The organism is Cohnella suwonensis (genome assembly GCF_042655365.1).
Lineage (GTDB): Bacteria > Bacillota > Bacilli > Paenibacillales > Paenibacillaceae > Cohnella > Cohnella suwonensis.
The window spans coordinates 133,979-157,306 of record NZ_JBHSMH010000054.1 but is presented as its reverse complement, the minus strand read 5'-3'; the positions used below and the strand labels follow the sequence as shown (position 1 = coordinate 157,306).

Sequence of the window (23,328 nt, the reverse complement as noted above, 5' to 3'; positions counted from 1 at the left end):
GCCGTACCGCTATCGACGCGGGACGGCCTCTCATCTGACCTTTTATTCTTTTCTACTCCCAATCTTCCATCCAAGGCTGTTCGAACGGGGAGATCGCCACCGCGCTCGACTTGAAGTCGGGCATCCGGCAGACCGGATCGAGCTCGGGGCTCGTCGCCCGGTTGACGTTCTGCGCGTCGCCCCAGTGCATCGGCACGAACACCGTATCCTCGCGAATCGAGTCCGTGATCTTGCCGCGAACGACGACTTCCCCCCGGCTGGAGCGCACGCTCACGAGAGAGCCGTCCTCGATCCGGTGCCTAGCTGCCGTGCGAGGATGAATTTCCATGAAATTCTCGACATCGCGCGCCGCGAGCACCGGGCTTCGGCGCGTCTGGACGCCGGTCAAGTAATGGGACAGCACCCGGCCGTTCGTCATGATCATCGGGAATTCGTCGCTCGTTCGTTCGGCGGGACTCGGCTGGTCGACCGGCTGGAACACCGCCAAGCCATCGGGATGAACGAAAGTCCGCTCGAACAGCCGCTTCGCGCCGGGATGATCGGTCGAAGGACAAGGCCAGTAAATCCCCTCCTCCTTGCGCAGCCGCTCGTACGTGATGCCGTAATAGTCGGCCACGCCTCCGCGGCTCGCCACCCGAAGCTCGTCGAATATTTCTTCCGCCTTGCGGAAAGGGAAATAAGTCCCTTTGTCCAGCCGTTCGGCCAAGTCGCACAGGATTTTCCAGTCGTGGCGCGCTTCTCCCGGAGCCGGACGCCCCGCTTCCCTCAATAACACCCGGCCTTCGAGATTCGTCAACGTCCCTTCGTTCTCCAGGTACGAGGTGACCGGCAGTACGACGTCCGCGAGCTGCGCCGTTTCCGACAGAAACATGTCCGCGACGACGAGGAAATCGAGTTTCCCGAGCGCCCTTTCTACCAACAGCGCGTTCGGATTGGAGACGATCGGGTTGGAGCCCATCACGAACAGGGCCTTGATCGCGTCCTTGTCGATCAGCTCCATCATCTCGTAAGCCGATACGCCTTTGCCCGGAAGCTCTCCGGGGGATATTCCCCATACCCCGGCGACGTAAGCCCGGTCGGCTTCGTTCTCGATCAGCCGGTATCCCGGCAGTTGATCCGCCTTCTGTCCGTGCTCCCTGCCGCCTTGTCCGTTGCCTTGGCCGGTCACGGCGCCGTAGCCGCAGCCTTCTTTGCCGATTTTGCCCGTCACGAGCACCATGTTCAGGAAGTTCCGCACGGCCAGATGGCCGTCGGCGTGCTGTTCCACGCCCCTCGCCGTGAAGATCATCCCGGTCTTGGCTTTGCCGTAGGCGCGAGCGGCCTTCTCGATCTCTTCTTTGGCGAGACCCGTTTCGAGCGCGACTTCGTCCATGTTCAGCCTGTCGAGACGTTCCTTCAATTGATCGAAGCCTTTCGTCCGTCCGCGCACGAACGAGTAGTCCGTGAATCTCTCGTCGACGAGCGTCTTCAGCATGCCGTTCACGAGCGCCACGTCCGCGCCCGGTTTCACTTGCAAGTGAAGATCCGCCATTTCCGCCGTCGCGGTGACGCGCGGATCGATGACGATGATGTACGCCCCGTTCTCTTTCGCCCTCGTAAAATAAGGCATGAGCGTCGGTTGGCACTCCGCGATGTTCGTTCCCGCCAGAATGATGCACTCGGCGAGCGGGATCTCCGACAGTTGGTTCGTCAATCCCCGGTCGATGCCGAACGTCTTGTGGCCGGCGGAAGCGGCGGCGGACATGCAGAACCGTCCGTTGTAATCGATATATTTGCTTCTAAGCGCCACTCTCGCGAACTTGCCGAGCAGATAAGCCGACTCGTTCGTCAGCGAACCGCCGCCGTACACCGCAACCGCGTCGTTGCCGTACAGCGATTGCGTGGACCGGAACCGCGAGCCGATCGCTTCCAGCGCCTCCTCCCACGTCACCCGCAGCAACGTGCCGTTTTTCCGGATCATCGGATGGAGGATCCGCTCCCGGCTCGTCGCGTGCTGGTGGGCGTTCATGCCCTTCACGCACAGTCTTCCTTCGGAAGCCGCGTTCGGAATGCCCGCTACCGCGTAGGTCGGACGCTTGCCGTCGCTTTCGCCGATATATTCTTCCACCCTCATCTTGCACTGCACGCTGCAAAAAGGACATTGCGTATGCAAGACCGCCGTAGGCAGTACTTTTAATGGTTCCGTAGCCATCGTCTTCCCTCTCCTTTCCGTTAAGCGCGAGCGACCGCAGGTTCCTTCTCGCTCCCGAGCCGATCGACTAGATCGGCCCGCTCTCCGGGATCGAGCAACGTTTCCCGTAGCCGCTGCAGCCCGGTCCGCTCGACCCATTTCCACGCCGCTTCTCCGTAATTCGCAGACTCTCGGTACCACTGCACGCAGGAGATCGCCAATTGGAGCGCCGACTCTTCGGTCGCTTCCACGCCGACCAGCTTGCCCTGCTTGACCGGATTTTCGGAATGGCCGCCCGCGTACACTTCCCATCCCGCCGGCGTGCCCGCCAAACCGAAATCGCTCACGAGCGATCCCGCAGGGAACGAAGGACCTGCGGACACGGCGGCGACGACCGGATACGGCATGCTTAATCCGCTCAACGAACGCTCGATCGCATGGCCGAGCTTCTCGTTATCCCTCGCGAATTCCCGCCTCGGTCCTTCGCCGCCTCCCGGGCCGATCCGCACCGTCGCCGATGCTCCGGCTCGGCCCGGAATCCGATTCCGCTCTCCGTTCGTATCCCGGTAGGCGCGCGTGTAATAGGTCAATGCCGAACGGCAGACCGGGCAACCGTTCTCCTTACCCCAACCGAGAGCCCTCATCGCCTTCGCCGCGTCAGCATACCTGCCATGGGCGACGGCAGCCTTCACCGCTTCATGGCCGAGCTCGGTACAGCCGCAGATCGGCAGAGCCTTGGCTTTGCTTCCGGCGCCGCCGGAGAGCGCGAACGCGACCAAGGCCGCGACCATCGGCTTACAGCCGCCGCAGGATCCCGAAGCTTTCGTCTTCTCGCGCACGTCGTCCGCCGTCTTCGCTCCGCCATCCGCGACCGCGCAGACGATCGCGTCCTTGCGGACGCCGTTGCAGGCGCAGACGACTTCATCGTCCGCAAGGGCGGCGGCCGCCGCGTGCTCGTTCCTTCCGCCTGCCGCGACCGGCGCTTCCCGCAAGACGGACACGTCCGCCTTCTTCTTCAGATGGCCGAGCAGCTTCGTTCCTTCCGTCGTATCTCCGAACAGAATCGCCCCGGCGACTTTGCCTCCCGACATCGTCACTTTCTTGTATGTTCCCCGCACGCCATCATACTCGAGCAACGCCGTTGCGGCGTCCCCGTCGCGAATGTCGCCCGCGGAAAACACTTCGACGCCGGAAACCTTCAGCTGAGCGTAAGGGATCGAGCCGGCGTACGGCTCCGTCTTCTTACCGGCAAGAACGTTCGCCAGTACCATTCCTTGCTCGTACAGCGGCGCCACCAAACCGTACGCCGTACCGCGGTGCTCCGCGCATTCCCCGACCGCGTATACGTCCGGCGCGCTCGTCTCCATGTAGTCGTTCACGACGATCCCTCTGTTCGCGTCGATGCCGCTCGCCGCCGCGATCAACGAATTCGGGCTGATGCCGACCGCAAGCACGATCAAGTCCGCCGCCAGCTTAGAGCCGTCCGAGAACTGAAGTCCCTCCGCCCTTTTGCGGCCCAATATTTTCTCCGTCCGCTTCTCCATGCGGAACCGCATCCCCTGGGCGACAAGACGAGTTTTTAACATGTCCGCGCTCATGCGGTCCAATTGTCGGTTCATCAAATAAGAAGCGTTATGGACCACGTCGACCTCCATGCCCAGGTTCAGCAGACCGCGCGCCGCTTCAAGTCCGAGCAACCCCCCGCCGATGACGGCCGCTTTCCGGTACGTCGCCGACGCGCGGAACATCGTCTCGCAATCCTCGATATTCCGGAATGCCGTCACTCCCGGTTTGTCGATGCCCGGTATCGGCGGCATGAAGGGAGAAGAACCGACCGCCAGCACGAGCTTGTCGTACTCGACCTTCATCCCGGAAGCGGCGATCGCTTTTTTCGAAGCCGTGTCGATCCGGGACACCGTCTCGCCCGTAATCAGCCGTATGCCTTTATCTTTGTACCATTGTCTGTCGTTGATCGTAATCTCGTCGATCGAGGTGTCGCCTTGCAGCACTTTCGATAATAAAATCCGATTATAGTTCGGATGCGGCTCGTTTCCTATAATGGTAATCTCGTACGCGTCCGGAGCCAATTCGAGCAAATATTCGACGCATTTGACGCCCGCCATGCCGTTGCCCACGACGACTAACTTCATTTTGCTCATGGTAAGCCCCCTCTAGGTTAGCCGCGGATAAATCAGAAAAAGCCCATCCCATGCGTATGGGGACGGGCTTCGTTGCCGTTAGGGTCGGCACTTCGTTGTGCCGCTAAGTTTCATTTGCAAAAAGCATAATGGAATGACCCCTCAATGTCAATAATAATGACACAAATTTAAATATCGAAAATCAATGTTATATTTATTGACATGCAATTAACGCACCTCTATAATTCGGTATGTGGTCACAATGCTGTGGTCCGCTAATCCGCACAATTCAGTGCGAATCTTTTGGCAACGATGCCGCTATCCGTCCTTCGGGACCGGGTGCGGCTTTTTGCGCTTCATAAAGCTTCATAAACAGAGAAAGATCAACCAATTGGAGGGAATTTGGAGATGACGGAGAACAAACCTTTTTGGAAAAGCGGACACAAGCCATCCCTGTTCAGCGCGTTTCTGTATTTCGACATTAGCTTCATGGTATGGGTGCTGATCGGCCCGCTCGCCGTCGTAATTATGGGTGATTACCCGATGTCCGCGACGGAAAAAGCGAATCTCGTCGCGTTGCCCATTCTCGGCGGCTCGATCCTTCGACTCGTGTTAGGATTTCTGACAGATTACATCGGTCCGAAACGCACGGGACAGCTCGGCATGCTCCTGACGATGATCCCGCTCGTATGGGGCTGGCAATTCGTCGACTCGCTCGGCGAGCTTCACATTGTTGCTATGCTGCTCGGCATTGCGGGAGCTTCGTTCGCTGTCGCCTTGCCGCTGGCCAGCAGATGGTATCCGCCGCAATACCAAGGACTCGCGATGGGCATCGCCGGCGCCGGCAACAGCGGAACGGTACTGACGACGCTGTTCGCTAACCGGATCGCGCAGCATTACGGCAGCTGGGAGATCGTATTCGGACTCGCGCTCATTCCGATCGTCACCACCTTCATTCTGTTCACTATTTTCGCCAAAGATAGCCCTAACCAACCCGCTCCGAAGAAACCGATCGAATACGTCAAAGTGCTCAAGCAAGCAGACGTATGGTTGTTCTGCGGCTTATACGCCGTCACGTTCGGCGGTTTCGTCGGCCTGACGAACTACTTGACGATCTTCTTTAATACTCAGTATGGCCTGGCCCCCGTTAAAGCAGCCGACTTCACGACGATCTGCGTTATTGCGGGCAGCTTGTTCCGCCCCATCGGAGGTTATTTGTCCGATAAAATCGGCGGCATCCGCATGCTGATGCTTCTGTACGCCGGAGCCGGCATCATGCTGGCGTCCGTCTCGTCGCTGCCGCCGCTCTACGTCGTACTTACCCTGCTCTTCGTCGGCATGATGTGCCTCGGCGCCGGCAACGGCTCCGTATTCCAGCTCGTACCGCAACGGTTCGGCAGCGAGATCGGCATCGTAACCGGGCTCGTCGGCGCGGCGGGCGGCGTCGGCGGTTACTTCCTGCCGCTCATCCTCGGCAACCTGTATCAACGTACGGGATCGTACACGGCCGGATTCCTCGTGCTGAGCGTCATCGCCATCTTGAGCATCTTCGTTCTCGCATTGGCGCAAGGCGCATGGAAGAAGAGCTGGATCGGAAGCGGCGGCAAAGCGATCAACACCCGCGAGCTCGAAGCTTCTTAATTCTCTATAGTTCCGCCAAAAAGGCTGACCGGAATCTCGTCGCGACGACGAATCCGGTCAGCCTTTTTTCCGTATCCGTACGCGTCACTTCAAGTAAAACACTTCCCGCATCGGCTTGATCGGTTCAGCGTCCGAGAAATCGAACGAACCTTCGACCATCTTCGACGTAATCGCGTTCCAGCGATTGCACGCTTCGCTCCCGTCGATGTACTTGAACGCCGCCTCGACGTCGTCGCACTCGAAGCAGTAGAAAAACCGGTTGCCGTTCTGGAAAATCGAATAGTTCCGGATACCCGCGTTACGATGCTCTTCCATAATCTCCGGCCAAGGCTCGAGATGCAGCGCGACGTATTCCTCCAGACACTCTTCCTTGATCTTCCACGTCCATGCGAATTTATTGCTCATTCCCATTGTTCAAGTCTCCTCCTCCGTGAACGCGTTCGCGATATTTGGACGGCGTCTGACCCGTCCATTGCTTGAATAGCTTGCTGAAATATTTGACGTCTTGGTAGCCGACCTTGACGGACACCTCCTGCAGCTTCGGCCGCGGATCCTCGAGAAGAGCCTTCGCGCGATCCATCCGTTGCCGGGTCAAGTAATCGAGCACGGTTTCCCCCGTCTGCAGCTTGAATACTTCGCTGAAATAGGTCGGGTTCATAAACACCTGATCTGCGATTTTCTTAATCGTAATCTCTTGGTCGAGATAGACCTTGATCCATGCTTTCGCCTGCTCGACCGGTTTCGCGTTGCCGCTCTCGCGGGAACGGACGATGTGACCGACGACGGCGTCCGTCGCCTGCTTGACGCACACTCTGAGCTCGTGCAGGCTCGTCGCCTTCCCGATCCGCGCGAGCTCCTCTTCGATCGGCGGCGCCGCGTCCGCGATCCCCGGCGCGCTCTCGAGCCCCGCGGAATGCACGAGGACGAGCGCGTTCTGAACGGCCGCCTGCAGGAACGCCGGGGAATCCGATCGTTCGAGCCGCTCGAACAGCGCCTTCACCTGTTCGTCCGCGAGCTCCGCGTTCCCTTGCTCGACCGCCCGCTTCAGCTTCTGCGCGACAGCCGACAGCTCCTTGTCCGCGATGCCCGAGCCGGCTTCCGGTTCGAGCGACGGACCGAACGTCCGGTTGCCGCCGTACAGGAACCGGTAATTCATAAGCGCGTTCGCCTGCCGCTTCGCCTCCGGCAGCAAGTACAAATCCTCGATCGGTTCCCCGTATGCGACCGAAACGGTGAACGGGGTGAATCGTTGGATGGCGGAGCGAACGCTCTCGGCCATCCGCGAAGCTTCGGAATCCCAATCGCCGGCCTCTCCGTCCGACAACGCTTCCGGACGGTACAGCAGCAGCCAGAAATCCGAATCCCCGCCCCTCCAGCTCCACCCTTGCTTGCCGGACGTCGCGAAGTCGCCGATCAGCTCGTCCATAATATTTTCCAAAGCGTAGAAATACGCCTTCCAGTCGTTCGCCTTGTAGGTCCGCGTCTTCACCGGCATCGTGTCGATGCGGGCGTCGAGCAGCACGTACGAGCCTTTCGGGAAATCGTCTACCCAATAACCGAGCGCGCTCGCGTCGATATCCATCGAGGCGATGTAGCTGAGCGTCTGCGTCTGCTTCGTCTGCAAGAGCTTCTTCTCGCCGCGCTCCATCTCTCCTTTCTTATGCTTCTGGTACCGCCCGTTGTCGACGATCCGGGCGATCTCCTCCATCCTCTCCCGAAATTGCTCGCGATCGACCGGCTTCAGCAAATAGTCGAGCGCCCCCTCCCTCAGCGCGGTCTGCAAGTAGGCGAAATCGTCGTAGCCGCTAATGAGGAGAGGATGGAACGAATAACGCTTCTTCGCTTCCTTGATCAAGGTCAAGCCGTCCATCTCGGGCATCTTCACGTCCGTGATGAGCAGATCGATGTCGCCGCCCGCCGCTTCGAAGCAATCGAGCGCCTCCATGCCATCGCTGGCGGTCGCGACGACTTCCCACTCTTCGCCGCAAGACAGGACGAGTCGCTCGATGCCGCGCCGGATGCGCGCTTCGTCATCCACGATCAACGTCTTGATTTTCTGCATGCTGAAGTTCATCTCCTCGGATTTTCGGAATGCGGATTATAACCTCGGTGCCTTTATCTATGATGCTGTGCAATTGCAAGCCGTAGTCCGCCCCGTGCATCATGACGATGCGGGCGTTCACGTTGCTCAGCCCGAAATGGGAGCCGCGCCCTTCGAAGCCGATCCGCTTCAGCGATTGCTCGAGCTCTTCCAGCTTCTCGGACGGAATGCCCGGCCCATTGTCCCTCACGCGCATGACGACGTCCCGCTTGCCCGACCTCGCCCCGAATTCCTCGCTGACCGCGATATGGAGTTCGAGCGCTTTGCGCGTCTCGAGCCCGTACTTGATCGCGTTCTCGACGATCGGCTGCAGGATGAACTTCGGCGTGAAATACGCGTGCAGATCCCGGTCGTCCATCATCTGCGCGATCTCGAAATGCACCCGGTCCTCGAATCGGAATTTCTGGATCGTCAAATAGTCTTTCACGTGCTGCACTTCTTCCGCTATCGTCACCGACTTCGACTGGTTGGACACGGAGAAACGAAGCATGCGCCCGAGCAGCGTGACCATGTCGACGACTTGTTCCGTCTCCCCTTCTTCGACCGCCATCCCGATCGTCTCCAGCGTGTTGTACATGAAGTGCGGGTTAATCTGCGACTGCAAGGCGTAGAGCTCGGCTTCCTTCTGCCGGATCTCGATTTGATAGTTTTTCTGGATCAGCTCGCGGATCGTCGCGATCATCGAATTGAAGCTGCGGGCGAGCGTACCGATCTCGTCTCCGCTGTGGACTTTCAGGTCGACCTGGAAGTCTCCCCGTTCGACCGTCTTCATGAGCCCGCTAAGCTTCTTCAGCGGACGGGTCATGTTGTACGCGATGACGATCGCGATGAGCGACGCGGCGATGACGATCGCGCCGAAGACGAACACGGTCACGTTGCGGATCAGGTCCGCGCGCTCGTTCAGGTCGCGAAGCGGAATGCTGTGAACGAGTATCCAGCCGAGCTTATCGGTCTGATTGGCGCTGACGAGCTTCGCGGGCTCGCCATCGACGCTCTTGCGGAAGCTGCCGTTCAGGACGGGGTAGCGGCTTCGGTCCTGATCGATCGTGCCGATGAGCGAGCGGTTCGTATGGAACACGATTCTGCCCGTCGGCTCCATGACCCACAGATCGGCCCTCTCGTTCGTCTCGAAATTGCGGACGATGTCGCCGATGAACGACAAGTCGACGGCGATCAGCATCGTGCCTAGATTTCTCCGGTTGTCGTTGTCGTTGATCGGCTTGCGGATGAACACGTAAGGAATATCGCTGTCGAAGTGAAGCTTCAAATCCGCGGGCAGCAGGATGTCCGCCTTTTTCCCGGGTTCTCCCTCCGGAAAAGCATACTCTTTAATCGTCTGCGACCAGCCCGATTCCCTGAAGCCCGCTTTCGAGCTGTAGAACACGCGGCCGTTCGAGACGACGAAGACGCCGAGCACGTCGGCGTTCCTTCCGTTCGTATACGTTCGGGCCAAGTAGCTGTTCATGTTGTATTGGTCTTTGTTCAAGTCCGAACGTCTTTCGTAGGACGATCTTCTCAGGATGCTCAGAATATTCTCGGAGTTGAACAGCATCTCCGGAAGCGTCGTCAGTTCCTGGATGTGTTTCTCGATGTCGGCGTTCGCCTGGTACAGGAACTTCGGCATATATTCGCCGATTTGTTCCTCGACCGACCGCGCATACTGGGTGTAGGACACGTAGACGAGTAGCAGCATCGGCACGACCGTGAGCAAAATGTAAGTGACGATCAGCTTATAGACGAGAGGGTAGTTGCGGAACTTCAGTCCGCGCCATTTTCTAAAAATCATACTGATCCACGTTATCCGGCGTAAAATCGAGAGGCTCGCCCATAATGACCATATCCCCTTTCACCCTGATGTTCCCTACGCCCTCGACTTCCTCGCCGTCCGTCGGCAGCTTCCCGTCCAAGTATTCGCTGGCGAGAACGACGGTCAAGTAGCCTAGCTTCTTCGGGCTCCACAGGGTGGAAATCTGCGCCGAGCCATCGTGAAGAAAGGGTCGCATGAGGTTCGGATTCGACAAGCCGACCACTTTCACCTGACCGGACTTGCCCGCTTCCCGAACCGCTTGGGCTGCCCCCGGAGGACCGACCGAGGAGTTGCCGAGAATGCCGTCGAGGGCCGGGTAGTCGGCCAGTAGCCGTTTCGCGACTTCGTACGCCTTCTCTTTGACGTCGTCGGTCGCCACCGTGGCGACGAGATGAAGGTCCGGATAATACTCCTTCTGCTGGACGTGAATCCATTTCAGCCATTCGTTCAAGTTCGCCGCGGAAAAAGAACCCGTCATGATCGCGTAGTTGCCCTTCTCCCCCACCGCGAGCGCGAGCGTATCGAGCAGGTGCCTGCCGAGCACTTCCGGATCGACCATGTTCACGAAGAACGCCCTGCCCTCCGGCTCCGTGTCGGCATCCCACGTAATCACTTTAATGCCTTGGCCGGCCGCGTCGCGGAGCACCGGCACGAGCTTGACCGGATCGTTGGCGGAGATCGCGATCAAGTCGACCTTGTCCGCGATGAGCTTCTTCACGCTCGCGATCTGAAGATCGGCATCGGCCGACTCGGATCCGGCGACGATGACGTCGACGCCCAGGTTGCGCCCGGCCTCCCGCGCGCCTTCGGCGGCGTACGCGAAATAATCGTTAAGCTCCGTGCCCTTCGGCACGAACGCGATTTTGTACGGCTTCTCGGTCCCGCCCGACGGGGCCGGCTGACCGGGCGTACCGTCGGTCGCGCTCGTTTCCTTTTCGAGCGAATAGACGAGCTCGAAGGGCTTGGCCGATCCGGATTGGCACGAAGCCGTCAGCAGCATCGCCGCGAGCAACGTCGCGACGGTCAGGAAAGCCCGGAAGAACCGTGCGACGGATCGCGCGGATCGTTCGGATCGATGGGGTGAATCGGATGCTCGGTACACGTAGTTCCCGCTTTCGGTCGGTTATTTTACTCAAATTGAGTTACAAAAGGCCGGTTTTCAGCACCGAGAAGGTTGACAGCGTACTTACTGGCCATTTCCGCCGTAAGCCCGCTCAATAGCACGCTGCCAGCGTACTAATTGGCCATTTCCGTCGCAATCTCGCTCAATAGCACGCTGCCAGCGTACTAATTGGCTATTTCCGCCGTAAGCTCGCTCAATAGCACGCTGCCAGCGTACTAATTGAATAATTCTGGATATAGAAGAGAAATTAACGTAATAGGGTGATCCCTAAACGTTAAGCCGTTCCAACCCCCTTGGTTCAACCTATATGGTACAGAAAGTTCGCTTAATCATTATTGCGAACCTTACTTTCTGTATCGATCAAAATCGGGCTTTTGGAACAACCTCATCTATCGTAACATATTTTAATTGCATTAATTCGCCTACCTTGGCGAAAAGCGATCCGTTGTGCCCGATCGACATCGCGCAATGGTGCGTCGGCGCTTCCGCGAACCAGCGGGCCATGTACTCGTCGGGGTGCATGCGGAACTTCACCGGCGTCTGCGTATTGCCGATGCGCATGATCGGGCCGTCCGTCGATTCCGCCTCGCTGACGATCAGCTTCAGCTTGCCGTCCCCGGTCTGCGTCACGTTCAGCGTCGTGATCGGCCCCGTCTTCACTTTCGCTTCGACGGACACGCCGGTCCCTTGTTTGCCGTGGTATAAGCCCATGCCGCGAAGGACAGGCTTACCTTCAGAGATAGCGGCGTGGAACGGACCGTCATGGCCGAGCAAGATCGTGCCGTCGACGTAATCGACGACGACGATCTCGCAGAAGCTGCCGCCCGTGCCGAGAATGTCGCTGATCTTCATCGCGAGCGCCGTCTTCAGATCTCCTTCGCCCGAGCACGGAATGCCCTTCGCGGTAAGAAGCGAATGGCCGACGATGAAGCCGCCCTGCAGCTTCTCGTATTCGCCGCCGGGAGCGCCGTGGTAGTAGTAGCTAAGCGCGTCCAAGTCGTATTCGCGCACGAGCCGCTCTTGCGCCGCCGCCACTCGGCAAGACCAGTCGAGCTGCTCGTCCGTCGGCTTGCGCGCGATCGGATCGGACGGCGAATCCCCGCTGATCCGGAACATGCCGTTCACTTCTTCGAGCTTCTCTTTGACTTCCGCCGGCGTCACATCCTTAAGCAAGCGATCGAGATCGCACATCTCGAGCACTTCGACGTGAAGTCCCGTCTGCGCTTGAATCATCGTGAAGTCGCTGTACATGTCGAGCATGCCGCTGTACGTATTGCCGAGGAAACCGAACCGGCTATGCCGTAGCGTGCGCGGTACGGCGGCCGCTCTGATCCATTCCTCGATCTCGCGCCATGCTTTGACGGCTTCCGGGCTACGGTGCGTGATTTCGTTCGTCAGAGAGATCGCCGGGGTGTAATCGAGCCCGAGCATGCCGTTCACGACGCGGAACGGAATGCGGGCGCGGTTGAACACGTTCGCGAACTCCGGTACCGGGCAGGCGCCGCAGTGCGCGAGCCATTCCCCCGTCGTCGACCGGTCGTAATCGATGCGATCGGTCGGCTGCAAGTTCAGGAATACGACCGGCGCCTTGCATGCTTGATGGATCGGCAGCACGGTCGAGCTCGTCGAGTAGGTCGCCACGTGGCAGAACGCGAGGTCGACGTTGTTCGCGTTGAGCCACTCGCCGGCTTTCCGCCCTTCCGCTTCCGTATCGACGAGACCGTAATTGTACACTTCGGCCCACTGCGACATTTTCGTCTCGATGAATTTCCCGTACTCGATTAGTCGTTCCCGTAGTCCCGGGAATTGCTCCCAATAAGCATGGAGGCCAACGCTGTATAATCCGATTCTCGCCTTGCGGACGGGCTTGATCGGTGCATGTATCGTCATGTTTACCACCTCGTCGTTCTATGGAATAATGGTTCTATGATTCGATTGTAAATGCTTTCAATAAAGAAGGCATCCAACGATCTTGGCCGATAATCATAGAATCTTGCACGATTGGGACGGAGGTGTCGGACGATGCGGGAATACCGGGAGAAAGCCTCCTTCGATTGGTCCGAGGATTCGGTGAGGATCATGGCGACGCCTTCCGCGTTCGCCAAATCTTCGCTTTATTACGCGCAAGAGGCGGGAATGTTCCGGGCGCATTCTTCTTATTTCACCGAGCGCGAGAATTTGGATTCTTATTTGATCGTCTACACGTTGTCGGGCGCCGGCTCTCTCGTCTACGATGACAAGTCGTTCGGTTTGCAGGCGGGTCAATTGTTCTATATCGATTGCCGAAAATACCAGTATTACAAGACAGCTTCGAACGAGCCGTGGGAACTGATATGGCTGCACTTCGACGGCAGCTCGTCCAGGGCGTATTACGATCGGTTCGCGGCGGAAGGCAGTCCGGTTCTTTCGCTGGAGAAGGGCTCGAGAATTCCGGGGATGATGAAGGAAATCGTAGCGCTGCACGAGCTTCGGACGATCGAAACCGAGCTGCGGGGCTCGAGGTTGATCGTCGACCTGCTGACGGAGCTGATGCTCGCGGTTCAGCAGCGGGATACGCCGCAGCTCGGCATTCCGTCCGTCGTGAGGGACGTCATCCGCCATTACGATCGCCGGTTCGCCGAGAAACTGACGCTTGACGGCTTGTCGGAGGCGTTCGCGATGGACAAGTACGCCTTGTCCAAGACGTTCAAGAAATACACCGGATTCTCGCCGAACGAATACTTGATCAACGTTCGGATTGCCCGGGCGAAAGAACGGCTGCGGTACTCGGACATGCCGGTCGCGGAGATCGCCGCGGACGTCGGCATCGACAACGTCAGCCACTTCATCAACCTGTTCCGGGAGCGAGAGAGCTACACGCCTCTGGCCTATCGCAAGCGGTGGCAGGAGGGGCGCAAGTAAGAGGGACGGACTCCGTGCAATTAGGTAGTTGGCGTTGGTGGGTGGCGGGTGGCGGCGAGTCAGCAACTGAAAGCATCCACTAGGTAGATGGCGCATCCTCACAAGCAAAGACGCCTTTGGCGTCCTCTGGAGGCTTCCGCAATTGGCGTCCTCTGGAGGCTTCCGCAATTCCACACTCCGGACACTCTTGATCCCAAACTTCACTCCCGCGCCCCTCCTTACTCCCGCGCCCCTCCTTACTCCCGCGCCCCTCCTTACTCCCGCGCCCCTCCTTACTCCCGCGCCCCCTCCTTACTCCCTCCCCCGCCGCGCCAACCTGCATGGACTACAGTTTGTTTTCACCATTTTCTCTTTTTCGCCCTACAACCTGCACCTACTACAGTTTAAAATCCGTAAATAGCTCGTTTTCGCGATTTTCTTGGAATCAAACTGCACCCCATGCAGTTTGATCCGCTCGATGCAGCCGATTATCGGAAACAAACTGCACTTTTGCAGGTCGATGGAAGTACATTAGGACCTGCGCGCACAACGCTTCCGCTCTACTCGCATAACCATCTCGTAACTCCAACTCGCTCACCGCACCGATCCCATACAAGCAAACACGCCTTTGGCGTCCTCTGGGAAGCCCAAGAAGCTTTACGGAGACGATTCCGTTCATGATAAGCATGAAACTTATCCATTCTGAATCAAGAAAAAAAATCCACGGCCGGATGGCTGAGGATCTCATGGATGAATGGGCTACACGGAACTAAGGAGGCTCATTTTTTACTCCCGCGACACCCGAAGCTCGAAAGGGCGGAAGCCGGCGATTCGGCATTCGACGACGTCCCCGCCGCGAACGACGACGGGACCCGGCGTACCGGTGAGAATCACGTCCCCGGGCAACAGCGTCATGCCCTGGGACAAATACGCAACGGCCGCCCATGGCCCGACGAGCATATTCGAGACGACGTTGCTATGGCTGAGCTCGCCGTTATGATACGTCTCGACCGCCATCGCGCCTACATCGCCGAACTCGTCCAAGGTGATCAGCTCCGAACCGAAGCCGAAAAACGTATCGAAGCTCTTCGCCCGCGTCAGGAATCGGGGATTACGAGCATGAATGTCGTCCGCCGTCATATCCAGCGCAGCCGCGAAACCCGCGACGACGCCCGGCGCGTCCGCTTCGGCGACGTCCTTGCACCGCTTGCCGATGACGACGGCAAGCTCCGCCTCCGCTTTCACCCGCTCCGATGCCGCGGGCAGAACGATCTCGTCGCCCGGGCCGATGAGCGCCGTATCCGGCTTCAGAAACCCGACCGGCTCGTGGCCGGCTGCCAGCAACGAGCGCCTCTCCTCCTCGTCCGCGGCGTAATTGAATCCGATTCCCCAGATTTTGCGAGGGAATCGGTATAGCGGCGCGTGAACGGCTTCATCCGCAAGGATCCGCGGCAACTCGCTCAGTAACGCCTCGCCTCCGTTCCCGTACCACGCGGCAACCTCCTCCAGTTGTCCGCGGCTCACCAAGCCGAAAGCATCCTCGCACCAGTTCCTCCCTGTCGCCGTATTAATCGTGCTAAGGAGAACGTAGGCCCGCGCGTTTGCGTGATTCGCATCCCCTCTGCTACCGAATTCCGCGCCTCCGCCGATCGCGAGAGCCGCGACTTCTTCTCCGTCCTGGGCCAGCGTGACAAGTTTCATCCGTCCCCTCCTCTCTCCGAATTCTCGCAAACGAACGCTATTCGCGACCGCTTTCCATAAACATCGGGGTTACTCTCCCGCCCGTTCGCTGAGATCGATCGTGACCCGTTCGACCCACTCCAGCACCCTCAAGTCTTGGCCGCGTCCACCGACGACCGACAGTCCGACGGGGCAACCGTCGACCTCCGCCAGCGGCAGCGTCGCTTGCGGCAATCCCGTCAGCCCCGCGACGCAAGTCATCATCAGCGTTATTCTCCGCGCGATCTCCACTTGCTCGCCGCTCTCCCGCAATAAAGGCGCGATGCCCGGCGCCGTCGGGATGACGAGTAAGCCGTCTTCCCCGAGCAGCGCTTCAAGCGCCGCGCTCGCCGATTCCCTTAGCCGCTCCGGCCGTTCCCCATCCGCGGCGGTTAGCTTACTCGCCCATTCGAACCTCTGGGCGATGCCGTCGCCGAAGCCCGGCTTCGAGCGCTCGATCCACTCCCCGTGCTGCTTCCACGCTTCCAACCCTTGCAGCACGCGGAAAGCGTCGGACCAAGCCGCGAGCCCATCCGTCGCGACGTCCGTCCACTCGCTTCGCGAAGTCGTCCGCTCGATCGCCGGAGCGAAGCGCAGAAGCGCCTCCCGGCACGGTTCGTCGACGAGCGCCCAGACGTCGCTTGCCCACAAGAGCCTGCCGAAGCCGCTTCCGGGCGGCGCTCCCGAACCGCTTCCGCCGCCGATTAACGCGGCTCCGACTTCCCGTAACTCCTTCGGTCCGCGCGCCATCCAGCCGACCGTATCGAAGCGCGGCGCGAGCGGGATAACGCCGTCCGCCGGAACGAGTCCGTGCGTCGGCCGGAAACCGTATACGCCGCAATAGGCCGAAGGAATCCGCACCGACCCGCCCGTGTCCGTGCCGAGCGCGAAATCGACCGCGCCGCTCGCGACGGCGACCGCGGAGCCGCTCGAGGAGCCTCCCGGTATGCGCCCCGGCGCCTTCGGATTAACCGGCGTGCCGTAATGGGCGTTCTCCCCGTTCAAGCTGTACATCAACTCGTCCGTATGCGTCGTTCCGACGAGTCTCGCCCCTTGCGCAAGCAACCGGACGATCGCTTCCGAATGCCGCGTAGCCGCCCGTCCCGTTCGCAGCCATTCGGGATTGCCCGCGCCGGACACGTAACCGGCGATGCCGAACACGTCCTTCACGGCGAACGTCATTCCCTTCAACCATCCGTCTCCGAATGGCCCCAGCATCATCGCTCTCGAGACGAACGCGCCTCCGTGGTTATCCATTCCATCGCCTCGTTTCGTTCCGTCTGCCTGATTCCCATTGAATGGGCCGCCATCGCTTTCGCGCCTTAACGGCCGACCGCCGCCCCGTCGCTTCGCGGGTCGGCGCCGCCTTGCTTCGTCCCGTCTTCTGCGATCGCGATCGCATGGGCATGCCCGACGACGCTATCGAATGCCTCGACGACGCGCACAGAGTGCCCCTTCAGCGACAACTTCTTCGCGACTTCCGCCTTCACTCGATTTTCCAATTTCAACTCTTGCGTATCTTCGCCCCACGTCCGGCCCCAGACGAAACGCGGCTCATCGATCGCGCGCTGCGGGTCCATGCCGTAATCGATCATCCTCGTAAGCATCGCCGTCTGCGTCTGCGGCTGCCCTTCCCCGCCCTGCGTGCCGTACAGAATCGCGGGCTTACCCGCTTTGCACGCCATCGCGGGCATGAGCGTATGGAACGTTCGTTTGTTCGGTTCGAGCGTATTGACGTGAGTCGGATCGAGAGAGAAGAAGGACCCGCGGTTCTGCAGCAGGATTCCCGTATCGCCCGCCGTCACGCCCGACCCGAACTCGAAGTACAAGCTTTGGATAAAAGAAACCGAGTTGCCTTCCCCGTCCGCCACCGCCGCGTAAGCCGTATCGTGACCGACGGGCCGGGTGCCAACCAGCGACGCTCGCCCGGTATCGATCACGCCGGCTAGCTTGGACGCGTGCGCCTCCGACAGCAGCCGATCGAGCGGGATGCTCGCGAAATCCGGATCTGTCAGCACAGCGTCGCGGTCCCTGAAGCTCAGCTTGAGCGCCTCGACAAGCAAGTGATAATAGTCCGCGGAACCTTCCGCCATGCCCGCGATATCGAATCTCTCCAAGATGTTCAGCGCCATGAGCCCGACGAAGCCTTGCGAATTCGGAGGCACCTGGTAAATGTCGTAACCGCGGTAAGCTCCGCGCAACGGCTCTACCCACTGCCCACTATGCAAAGCTAAATCTTCCATCGTCAATAAGCCGCCGTTTTCTTCCAGGTAAGCGACGATCCGATGCGCCAAATCTCCTTTGTAGAAGACATCCCTTCCGCCTTCCGCGATCGCCTTCAAACTATCCGCCAACCGTTCCTGTACGAATCGGCTCCCGATGGCTGGCACCTGGCCTCCCGGCAAGTAAACGTCCCGCGTGAGCGGGAGTCCGGCCAACCATTCCGCCCGGCTCGCCGTATCCCCATGCTGATGCTTCGACATCGGAAATCCATCTCTCGCGTATCCGATCGCCGGCTCCAGCACGTCCGCCAGCGTCATCCTCCCGTAGGCCTCGAGCACGGCCGCCCAGCCGTCCACCATGCCGGGTACCGTAATGGCGCTGCGAACGCCCCGCCTCGGAATCGCTTCTTCGCCAGCGAACGCTTCCCGCGTCGCCAGCCTGCCCGAGCGTCCGCTGCCGTTGTAGGAGCGAACCCGCCCTTCCCCGGCCGCATAAGTCAGCCAGAAGCAATCCCCGCCTAAGCCCGTCATGTGGGGATAGACGACGGCCAGACAAGCGCTTACCGCTACCGCCGAATCGAACGCATTGCCGCCGCGACTTAAAATGAGATCCCCCGCTTCGGACGCCAGCCGATGCGGGCTTACGACCATCGTATTCGCTCCGATCGCCGAACGGTTCATCCCCGCGTCCCCCTTGTCGATTCGCTCGACGTTCTTTTTCCCCATACGGTAACACGCCTCCCGGGAGTCGGCAACGCGTTTCGTCCGCCTCTTCGCAAATACTGGTTCGTAGCCACAATCGGCCGGGGGATGTTGTTGATTCTCACAAAAATAACCCGTCGCTGACGCCAAGCGGAGATGCTTGGGCCGGACGGGTTTGCCCATCGCGCGTTCGTTCCGCATAAAATGGGTGCCGTCGGCGCATCATTTCTTGGTAATGAAATCCATATGGAAGGAGTGCGAGCATGAACGACAATAACCAGTTTCTAGATCCTCCGATCAAGCCGCAGGACCGTAGCGACGAGCCGGAGGCTAGATCGGAAGCGGAAGACGATTGCGATATGCTCGGAAACGTCGAGAAGCAAGCCGACGGATACAAATCGGATTGCCGGGAATAACGATTTCCGTTTCTCTAAAATGTTCCCTGGTCGAATTGAACGAGAAATTCCTGCATATTTGGAGGTTTTCGATAGAGACGGTCGGGTGAGGCGAGAGAACCTGCACATTTGCATCTATTCTCTCCCCATTTTTGCTTCGCAGAGCTCTGCTATGTTGGTAAGCAGAATAAAACAAGCCAGCGGCACATCGCCGCTGGCTTATCGTCTATCTCTTCCGATTACGCATTAGCTTGGTCGTAAGCTCTTCTAGCTTCCAGCACATTGTCATAGTGTGCATCCGTCCAGCGATGAAGCGCCCTCATCGGCTCGATCAGCGAATTCCCGAGACCAGTCAGCGCATACTCCACGGTCGGAGGGACCGTCGGATAGACGAAACGCTCGACCAGACCGTCCCGCTCCAATTGGCGTAACGTTTGGGTCAGCATTTTCTGGGTAACGCCTTCCACGCGCTTCTTCAAGTCGCTATATCTCATCTTCCCTTCTTCCAACTCGTAGAAGACGAGAACGGTCCACTTGCTAGAGACGACTTCCAGCGCGCGGCGATAATGGCAAGGCGATTCCGCCTCGGCGACGATCTCGAATTCATTCATCACGTAACCCCCAAGCGGTTAATGAGGAAAATCGATCCATTTATTCTATCATATGCGGCGCGCTCTTCGACACCCTCGGCGAAATCGGGCCGATTTTTTTATTCCCCGATCCCTTAGATGAGCAAAAAACGCACTTTCAAGTGCGCTAGCCACTTTAAAGTGCCTCCTTACGGCGGTTCAAAAGATGCATTATCTTGAAGTCACGGAAGCGATAACTACTCCAAAACCTTAACGAAAGAAGGAAGCAAATCATGAACATGCCCGAACAAACGAGAAAATTTCTTCACGACATTTCGGGGTTTCCCGCCCTGCATACGATGACTCCCGAACAAATTCGCCAAGTCGTCGTCGCCAACCTCATCTCGGACGATATCCGATTGGACGGCACGGAAGACTTCGAACTCGACGGTCCGCACGGCAAGCTGACGGTCAGAATTTATCGGCCAAGCGAAAATCAATCGTTGCCCGCGATCGTGTTCTTCCACGGCGGCGGATTCCTGTTCAACCGGATGGCCCATTACGATCCGATGAGCGGCAAGCTCGCGACGGCGACCGGCCACGCGGTCATCTCGGTCGATTACCGGCTCGCGCCGGAGCATAAATTCCCGGTGCCGGTCGACGAAGCGATCTACGCGACGCAGTGGGTCTTCGACCACGCGGTCGAGATCGGCGTAGACCCGGAACGGATTTTCGTCGCCGGCGAAAGCGTCGGGGCTACGCTGGCGACGGTCGTCGCGCAACAAGCCCGGAAAAACGGTCGCCCCGCGATCTCGCATCAGATTCTGCTGAATCCGCTGACGGACTGGTCGTCGGATTACGAATCGAAGCGGACTTACGGCGCCGGCTACTTTCTCGAAACCGCGTTGCTCGAAGCTTGCGCCGCCTACTATTTGAACGACGACGCGGAGAGGGCGAACCCTCTCGCCTCACCGATCCTCGGCGACGTCGAAGGCGTGGCACCCGCCCTGATCGTGACGGCCGAATACGACCCGCTTCGCGACGAAGGCGAGCGTTATGCCGACAAGCTAAGGGATAACGGCGTCGACGTCCAACTGAAAAGGTATCCCGGCATGATCCACACTTTTTACGCGATGACGGATATTTTCGAAGACGGACACGACGTTTACGAGCTCATTCGCGATAGATTGCAGGTGAACGAATCGTAACCCATTCGACTTCGGTCTCGGCCATCTCGTCTCCGCGGAACGTCCGGTTCCATATTATAAAGCAGTATATTTAGAACGGGTGTTCTGGTATAATTTTTAGTAATTTGGTAGCAGAAAGGTAGGGCATTCATGAACGCTATAGATTTAATATTACTAAATTTTGAAGAAGTTCGACGTAGAAGTATAAAAGTGTGGGAAAGTATTCCTGAGGAAAGCTTAGAATGGAAACCGGACCTCAATGCCTTAAATATTAAAGACATGATCCGTCATGTTTTGGACGGTGAACATTATTATCATCTTGCCTTGCTTAATCAAGGAAGCTTGACTTCGTATGAATCACCATTCGAAAACCGCATTTTTACAACAGTTAAAGATGAGTTAGCATTTGCTCAAACATATAGAAAAGAATTCATGAATACGATTATGTCGTTTTCAGATGAAAGTCTATCAAAGGTAGAGATTGATCGCAGCGATGTTGGTTACGTTCGTACTTTGGGAGATATGCTAATGAGAATTGCTTACCATGAATCTGTTCACACCGGCCAACTATTGGATTATATGAGAACAGCGGGAATAGAACGTCCGAAGGTATGGGACTAGGCTAGTTTAATGAATAACGGGCATAATACTACCAAAAGTTTGGGGGTATTATCCATATTGAAATCGGTGATTTTATTCTTGCTTATCTTTACCTTATTGAATGGATTAAATTTTGAACTGCTCATGGCATCAGATAATCCTATAATGACTTCATCACATGTTGGATTGGATGAGTTGAAATATGCTACGGATTTCAAATTACTTGCCCCCTATACCTCCACAGAGAGTTATAAGTTTGAAATTAAGGAACCTTTCCCTCTTGTTTCTGGTCGATCAATTTCGAGAGTTAGACTTCATTACTTCGATAAATCAGGACAAACGTACATGTTTGGAATAGAAGAGCATAAGGCGGTTGGTTACAAAATCAAGCGATTTGACACCACTATCGATGTACGTAACCAAACAAGTACAACTAAAATTATAGTCGAAGATTTTAAATTTGATGTAAGTGGAGAGAAAGTTAACATAAATGGAATCGAAGCGCGATTTGTACCATGGACTGATCACACACCAGGAGGATATCTACGCTGGGTGCAAGATGGTACTTATATAGAGATCGACAGTGGAGATTTGTCTAAGCAGATGATGGTTGAGCTGGCGAAATCGATTAAGTGATTGAACGCAGAACGATAGAATAACGACAACGCGTTTTGAATGAGGGAGATTATGCACTATTCAAGGAAAGGCTTGAGAATTAGAACAGATGTAGGCGTTCATTCCGAAGTTAAACGAGCTTGTCTTGAATTTGCCAAGTGGTTGCGAACAGAATATAACTTCCCTATAAGGGTTGTTGTATATCTGAAAAAGGAATACCAAATCAAAAACAGGTACACAAAAGAACTCGTTTCTGCAACCTTCTTCGCACCATCCGACAAGAGCGTTGAGCCGTATATCAGGCTTGCAACAGGTGATTATATGGAAATGTTTTACTTGAAGAATATGCAGCCACAAGAGAACATCCGTAGATATATGGCGTTACGCTAACTGAAAACGTTAGTTGAATACAACAGCGGCAGTCTAAGACTCTATTTTCGAGTCCTAGTCTGCCGCTGTTTCATATTCATGGTCAGTCTAATTTTTATTTTAGAGAGCTGATGGCAATTCATTTCATAAATCCCGTATTATCAAGAACTCCAGTCTAAAACTATATTTTCTCAAGACAGTTATACAACCTCAACCTGCCTCGTCCCACAATTCCCGCACCAACTTCATCAAATACAACGACTGGCGCCAGCGGTCGCCGAGCTCTTGCGTGCGCGCCCCCAGCTCGTCGGACGTGATCGCGTATGGCGGAGGCCCCAGCTCGATGACGACGGGGAACGTTTTCCCCTCGTTCCCTGGATCGGCGCGCCAGTGGCGCATGCCTTCCCGCCACCACCGGACGAAATGCGCCAGCATCGGGTGCTCGCCTTTTTCGCCGCAATCGACTTGCACTTGCTCCCCGTTGGAGACCCGCGCGTGAATGCTGTGCGTCCGCGGCAACAATTTTCCGAGCCAAGCCTCGGCTTCCGGCGATACTGTATGCAGTTCCCCCGCGACGACGTAGTGGGAATAATCGATCGTTAGCCGCAAGTCGGGCAACGCCTCGACGAATTCCGCCGTCCGGATGAGATCCTGGGTGACCGTTCCCCGGTGCGTCTCGATGAACGCGGGAATGCCCGCTTCGCGCGCCAACGCATCGAGACCTCCCAGCAGCTTCACCGCTTCTTCGCCGATCGCGAACGGCTTCATCACCTGCAAGTTGATGAAGTCCGCTCTCCTCAAAGTTGCCGCCCTTTTCAGGAAATCCGCCAGATCCTGCATTGAGGATGGATAAGCGTTCAAGCTGAAAGAAAGCCCGTAACGCTCCAACAAATCGAACCATTCGTCCGCTTCCTCCGGCTTGGGAATAAATCCGTTAATGCCGTCGAATCCGCTTTCCGCGATCATCCTTACTTTCCGCTCGACGGTTAGCCGTTCTCCCCCGGAATGGGACAAGTTATCCATCGCCCACCAAGACATTTGAACGTCCAATCTTTGATCCGCCATTACGAGCCATCCCTCCGCCGTTTCG

18 protein-coding genes are annotated in these 23,328 nt (G+C 57.5%); 6 read left to right on the top strand and 12 right to left on the bottom strand.

Annotated elements, in window-relative coordinates:
* Positions 1 to 52: 52 nt before the first annotated feature.
* A complete protein-coding gene (nasC, locus tag ACFPPD_RS16265) occupies positions 53 to 2,191 on the bottom strand; it encodes an assimilatory nitrate reductase catalytic subunit NasC (RefSeq protein WP_378082642.1) in 2,139 nt (712 codons plus the stop codon).
* Between the two features lie 20 nt (positions 2,192 to 2,211).
* On the bottom strand, positions 2,212 to 4,329 hold the full coding sequence (nirB, locus tag ACFPPD_RS16260; RefSeq protein WP_209748470.1) for a nitrite reductase large subunit NirB: 2,118 nt from the start codon (positions 4,327 to 4,329) through the stop codon (positions 2,212 to 2,214).
* A gap of 387 nt (positions 4,330 to 4,716) precedes the next feature.
* Between nirB and ACFPPD_RS16255 the strand changes: the two genes are divergently transcribed.
* Positions 4,717 to 5,949, top strand: a complete 1,233-nt coding sequence (locus ACFPPD_RS16255; protein ID WP_209748468.1) for a nitrate/nitrite transporter — start codon at positions 4,717 to 4,719, stop codon at positions 5,947 to 5,949.
* Between the two features lie 84 nt (positions 5,950 to 6,033).
* Here ACFPPD_RS16255 and ACFPPD_RS16250 read toward each other — a convergent pair whose 3' ends face one another.
* From ACFPPD_RS16250 to ACFPPD_RS16230, 5 genes are all read right to left on the bottom strand, one after another.
* Positions 6,034 to 6,360, bottom strand: a complete 327-nt coding sequence (locus ACFPPD_RS16250) for an L-rhamnose mutarotase (RefSeq protein WP_209748466.1) — start codon at positions 6,358 to 6,360, stop codon at positions 6,034 to 6,036.
* The gene (locus ACFPPD_RS16245; RefSeq protein WP_209748464.1) at positions 6,344 to 8,011 is read right to left on the bottom strand and encodes a response regulator transcription factor; all 1,668 of its coding nucleotides are present in this window, start codon (positions 8,009 to 8,011) and stop codon (positions 6,344 to 6,346) included. The genes ACFPPD_RS16250 and ACFPPD_RS16245 overlap by 17 nt, the downstream gene beginning before the upstream one ends.
* Positions 7,980 to 9,836, bottom strand: a complete 1,857-nt coding sequence (locus ACFPPD_RS16240; protein ID WP_209748462.1) for a sensor histidine kinase — start codon at positions 9,834 to 9,836, stop codon at positions 7,980 to 7,982. Before ACFPPD_RS16240 ends, ACFPPD_RS16245 begins: the two co-directional genes overlap by 32 nt.
* Entirely contained in the window at positions 9,826 to 10,959 is a 1,134-nt protein-coding gene (locus ACFPPD_RS16235) for an autoinducer 2 ABC transporter substrate-binding protein (protein WP_378082639.1), read from the bottom strand. Before ACFPPD_RS16235 ends, ACFPPD_RS16240 begins: the two co-directional genes overlap by 11 nt.
* A 381-nt stretch (positions 10,960 to 11,340) precedes the next feature.
* Positions 11,341 to 12,870, bottom strand: a complete 1,530-nt coding sequence (locus ACFPPD_RS16230; RefSeq protein WP_209748459.1) for an L-fucose/L-arabinose isomerase family protein — start codon at positions 12,868 to 12,870, stop codon at positions 11,341 to 11,343.
* A gap of 132 nt (positions 12,871 to 13,002) precedes the next feature.
* Here ACFPPD_RS16230 and ACFPPD_RS16225 point away from each other — a divergent pair, with 132 nt between their 5' ends.
* Positions 13,003 to 13,881 carry an AraC family transcriptional regulator gene (locus tag ACFPPD_RS16225; RefSeq protein ID WP_209748457.1) on the top strand — a complete coding sequence of 293 codons (879 nt, stop codon included), beginning with the start codon at positions 13,003 to 13,005 and terminating at the stop codon, positions 13,879 to 13,881.
* A gap of 765 nt (positions 13,882 to 14,646) precedes the next feature.
* On the opposite strand, the gene ACFPPD_RS16220 is transcribed toward ACFPPD_RS16225, so the two are convergent.
* The 3 genes from ACFPPD_RS16220 to ggt all read right to left on the bottom strand — a co-directional run bounded on the left by ACFPPD_RS16220 (position 14,647) and on the right by ggt (position 18,482).
* Positions 14,647 to 15,561 (bottom strand): fumarylacetoacetate hydrolase family protein, encoded by a 915-nt coding sequence (locus ACFPPD_RS16220; RefSeq protein ID WP_209748455.1) that lies wholly within the window; start codon positions 15,559 to 15,561, stop codon positions 14,647 to 14,649.
* Positions 15,562 to 15,630: 69 nt separating this feature from the next.
* Complete coding sequence (locus tag ACFPPD_RS16215) at positions 15,631 to 16,836, bottom strand: amidase (protein WP_209748453.1); 1,206 nt, start codon at positions 16,834 to 16,836, stop codon at positions 15,631 to 15,633.
* Between the two features lie 65 nt (positions 16,837 to 16,901).
* A complete protein-coding gene (gene ggt, locus ACFPPD_RS16210) occupies positions 16,902 to 18,482 on the bottom strand; it encodes a gamma-glutamyltransferase (RefSeq protein ID WP_209748518.1) in 1,581 nt (526 codons plus the stop codon).
* A 284-nt stretch (positions 18,483 to 18,766) separates the two neighbouring features.
* Between ggt and ACFPPD_RS16205 the strand changes: the two genes are divergently transcribed.
* Entirely contained in the window at positions 18,767 to 18,919 is a 153-nt protein-coding gene (locus tag ACFPPD_RS16205) for a hypothetical protein (RefSeq protein ID WP_209748451.1), read from the top strand.
* Between the two features lie 218 nt (positions 18,920 to 19,137).
* Here the strand turns inward: ACFPPD_RS16205 and ACFPPD_RS16200 are convergent, their stop codons facing one another.
* Positions 19,138 to 19,509 (bottom strand): winged helix-turn-helix transcriptional regulator, encoded by a 372-nt coding sequence (locus tag ACFPPD_RS16200; protein WP_209748449.1) that lies wholly within the window; start codon positions 19,507 to 19,509, stop codon positions 19,138 to 19,140.
* A gap of 251 nt (positions 19,510 to 19,760) precedes the next feature.
* Between ACFPPD_RS16200 and ACFPPD_RS16195 the strand changes: the two genes are divergently transcribed.
* The 3 genes from ACFPPD_RS16195 (at position 19,761) to ACFPPD_RS16185 (ending at position 21,890) form a co-directional block, all read left to right on the top strand.
* Positions 19,761 to 20,675: an alpha/beta hydrolase gene (locus tag ACFPPD_RS16195; protein WP_209748447.1), complete on the top strand. Its 915-nt coding sequence runs from the start codon at positions 19,761 to 19,763 to the stop codon at positions 20,673 to 20,675.
* Between the two features lie 129 nt (positions 20,676 to 20,804).
* Positions 20,805 to 21,275, top strand: coding sequence for a DinB family protein (locus ACFPPD_RS16190; protein WP_209748446.1), 471 nt, complete (start codon positions 20,805 to 20,807; stop codon positions 21,273 to 21,275).
* A gap of 66 nt (positions 21,276 to 21,341) precedes the next feature.
* On the top strand, positions 21,342 to 21,890 hold the full coding sequence (locus tag ACFPPD_RS16185) for a DUF4367 domain-containing protein (protein WP_378082652.1): 549 nt from the start codon (positions 21,342 to 21,344) through the stop codon (positions 21,888 to 21,890).
* Between the two features lie 558 nt (positions 21,891 to 22,448).
* Here ACFPPD_RS16185 and ACFPPD_RS16180 read toward each other — a convergent pair.
* Positions 22,449 to 23,303, bottom strand: a complete 855-nt coding sequence (locus ACFPPD_RS16180; RefSeq protein WP_378082635.1) for a sugar phosphate isomerase/epimerase family protein — start codon at positions 23,301 to 23,303, stop codon at positions 22,449 to 22,451.
* Between the last annotated feature and the right edge of the window lie 25 nt (positions 23,304 to 23,328).

Coding starts and splice junctions, on each gene's coding strand:
- ACFPPD_RS16240 (WP_209748462.1), bottom strand. CDS start 9,836: ATGATTTTTAGAAAATGGCGCGGACTGAAGTTCCGCAACTACCCTCTC.
- ACFPPD_RS16190 (WP_209748446.1), top strand. CDS start 20,805: ATGAACGCTATAGATTTAATATTACTAAATTTTGAAGAAGTTCGACGT.
- nasC (WP_378082642.1), bottom strand. CDS start 2,191: ATGGCTACGGAACCATTAAAAGTACTGCCTACGGCGGTCTTGCATACG.
- ACFPPD_RS16245 (WP_209748464.1), bottom strand. CDS start 8,011: ATGCAGAAAATCAAGACGTTGATCGTGGATGACGAAGCGCGCATCCGG.
- nirB (WP_209748470.1), bottom strand. CDS start 4,329: ATGAGCAAAATGAAGTTAGTCGTCGTGGGCAACGGCATGGCGGGCGTC.
- ACFPPD_RS16180 (WP_378082635.1), bottom strand. CDS start 23,303: ATGGCGGATCAAAGATTGGACGTTCAAATGTCTTGGTGGGCGATGGAT.
- ACFPPD_RS16255 (WP_209748468.1), top strand. CDS start 4,717: ATGACGGAGAACAAACCTTTTTGGAAAAGCGGACACAAGCCATCCCTG.
- ACFPPD_RS16200 (WP_209748449.1), bottom strand. CDS start 19,509: ATGAATGAATTCGAGATCGTCGCCGAGGCGGAATCGCCTTGCCATTAT.
- ACFPPD_RS16215 (WP_209748453.1), bottom strand. CDS start 16,836: ATGGATAACCACGGAGGCGCGTTCGTCTCGAGAGCGATGATGCTGGGG.
- ACFPPD_RS16205 (WP_209748451.1), top strand. CDS start 18,767: ATGAACGACAATAACCAGTTTCTAGATCCTCCGATCAAGCCGCAGGAC.
- ACFPPD_RS16220 (WP_209748455.1), bottom strand. CDS start 15,561: ATGAAACTTGTCACGCTGGCCCAGGACGGAGAAGAAGTCGCGGCTCTC.
- ACFPPD_RS16195 (WP_209748447.1), top strand. CDS start 19,761: ATGAACATGCCCGAACAAACGAGAAAATTTCTTCACGACATTTCGGGG.
- ACFPPD_RS16225 (WP_209748457.1), top strand. CDS start 13,003: ATGCGGGAATACCGGGAGAAAGCCTCCTTCGATTGGTCCGAGGATTCG.
- ACFPPD_RS16250 (WP_209748466.1), bottom strand. CDS start 6,360: ATGGGAATGAGCAATAAATTCGCATGGACGTGGAAGATCAAGGAAGAG.
- ggt (WP_209748518.1), bottom strand. CDS start 18,482: ATGAACCGTTCGGCGATCGGAGCGAATACGATGGTCGTAAGCCCGCAT.
- ACFPPD_RS16230 (WP_209748459.1), bottom strand. CDS start 12,870: ATGACGATACATGCACCGATCAAGCCCGTCCGCAAGGCGAGAATCGGA.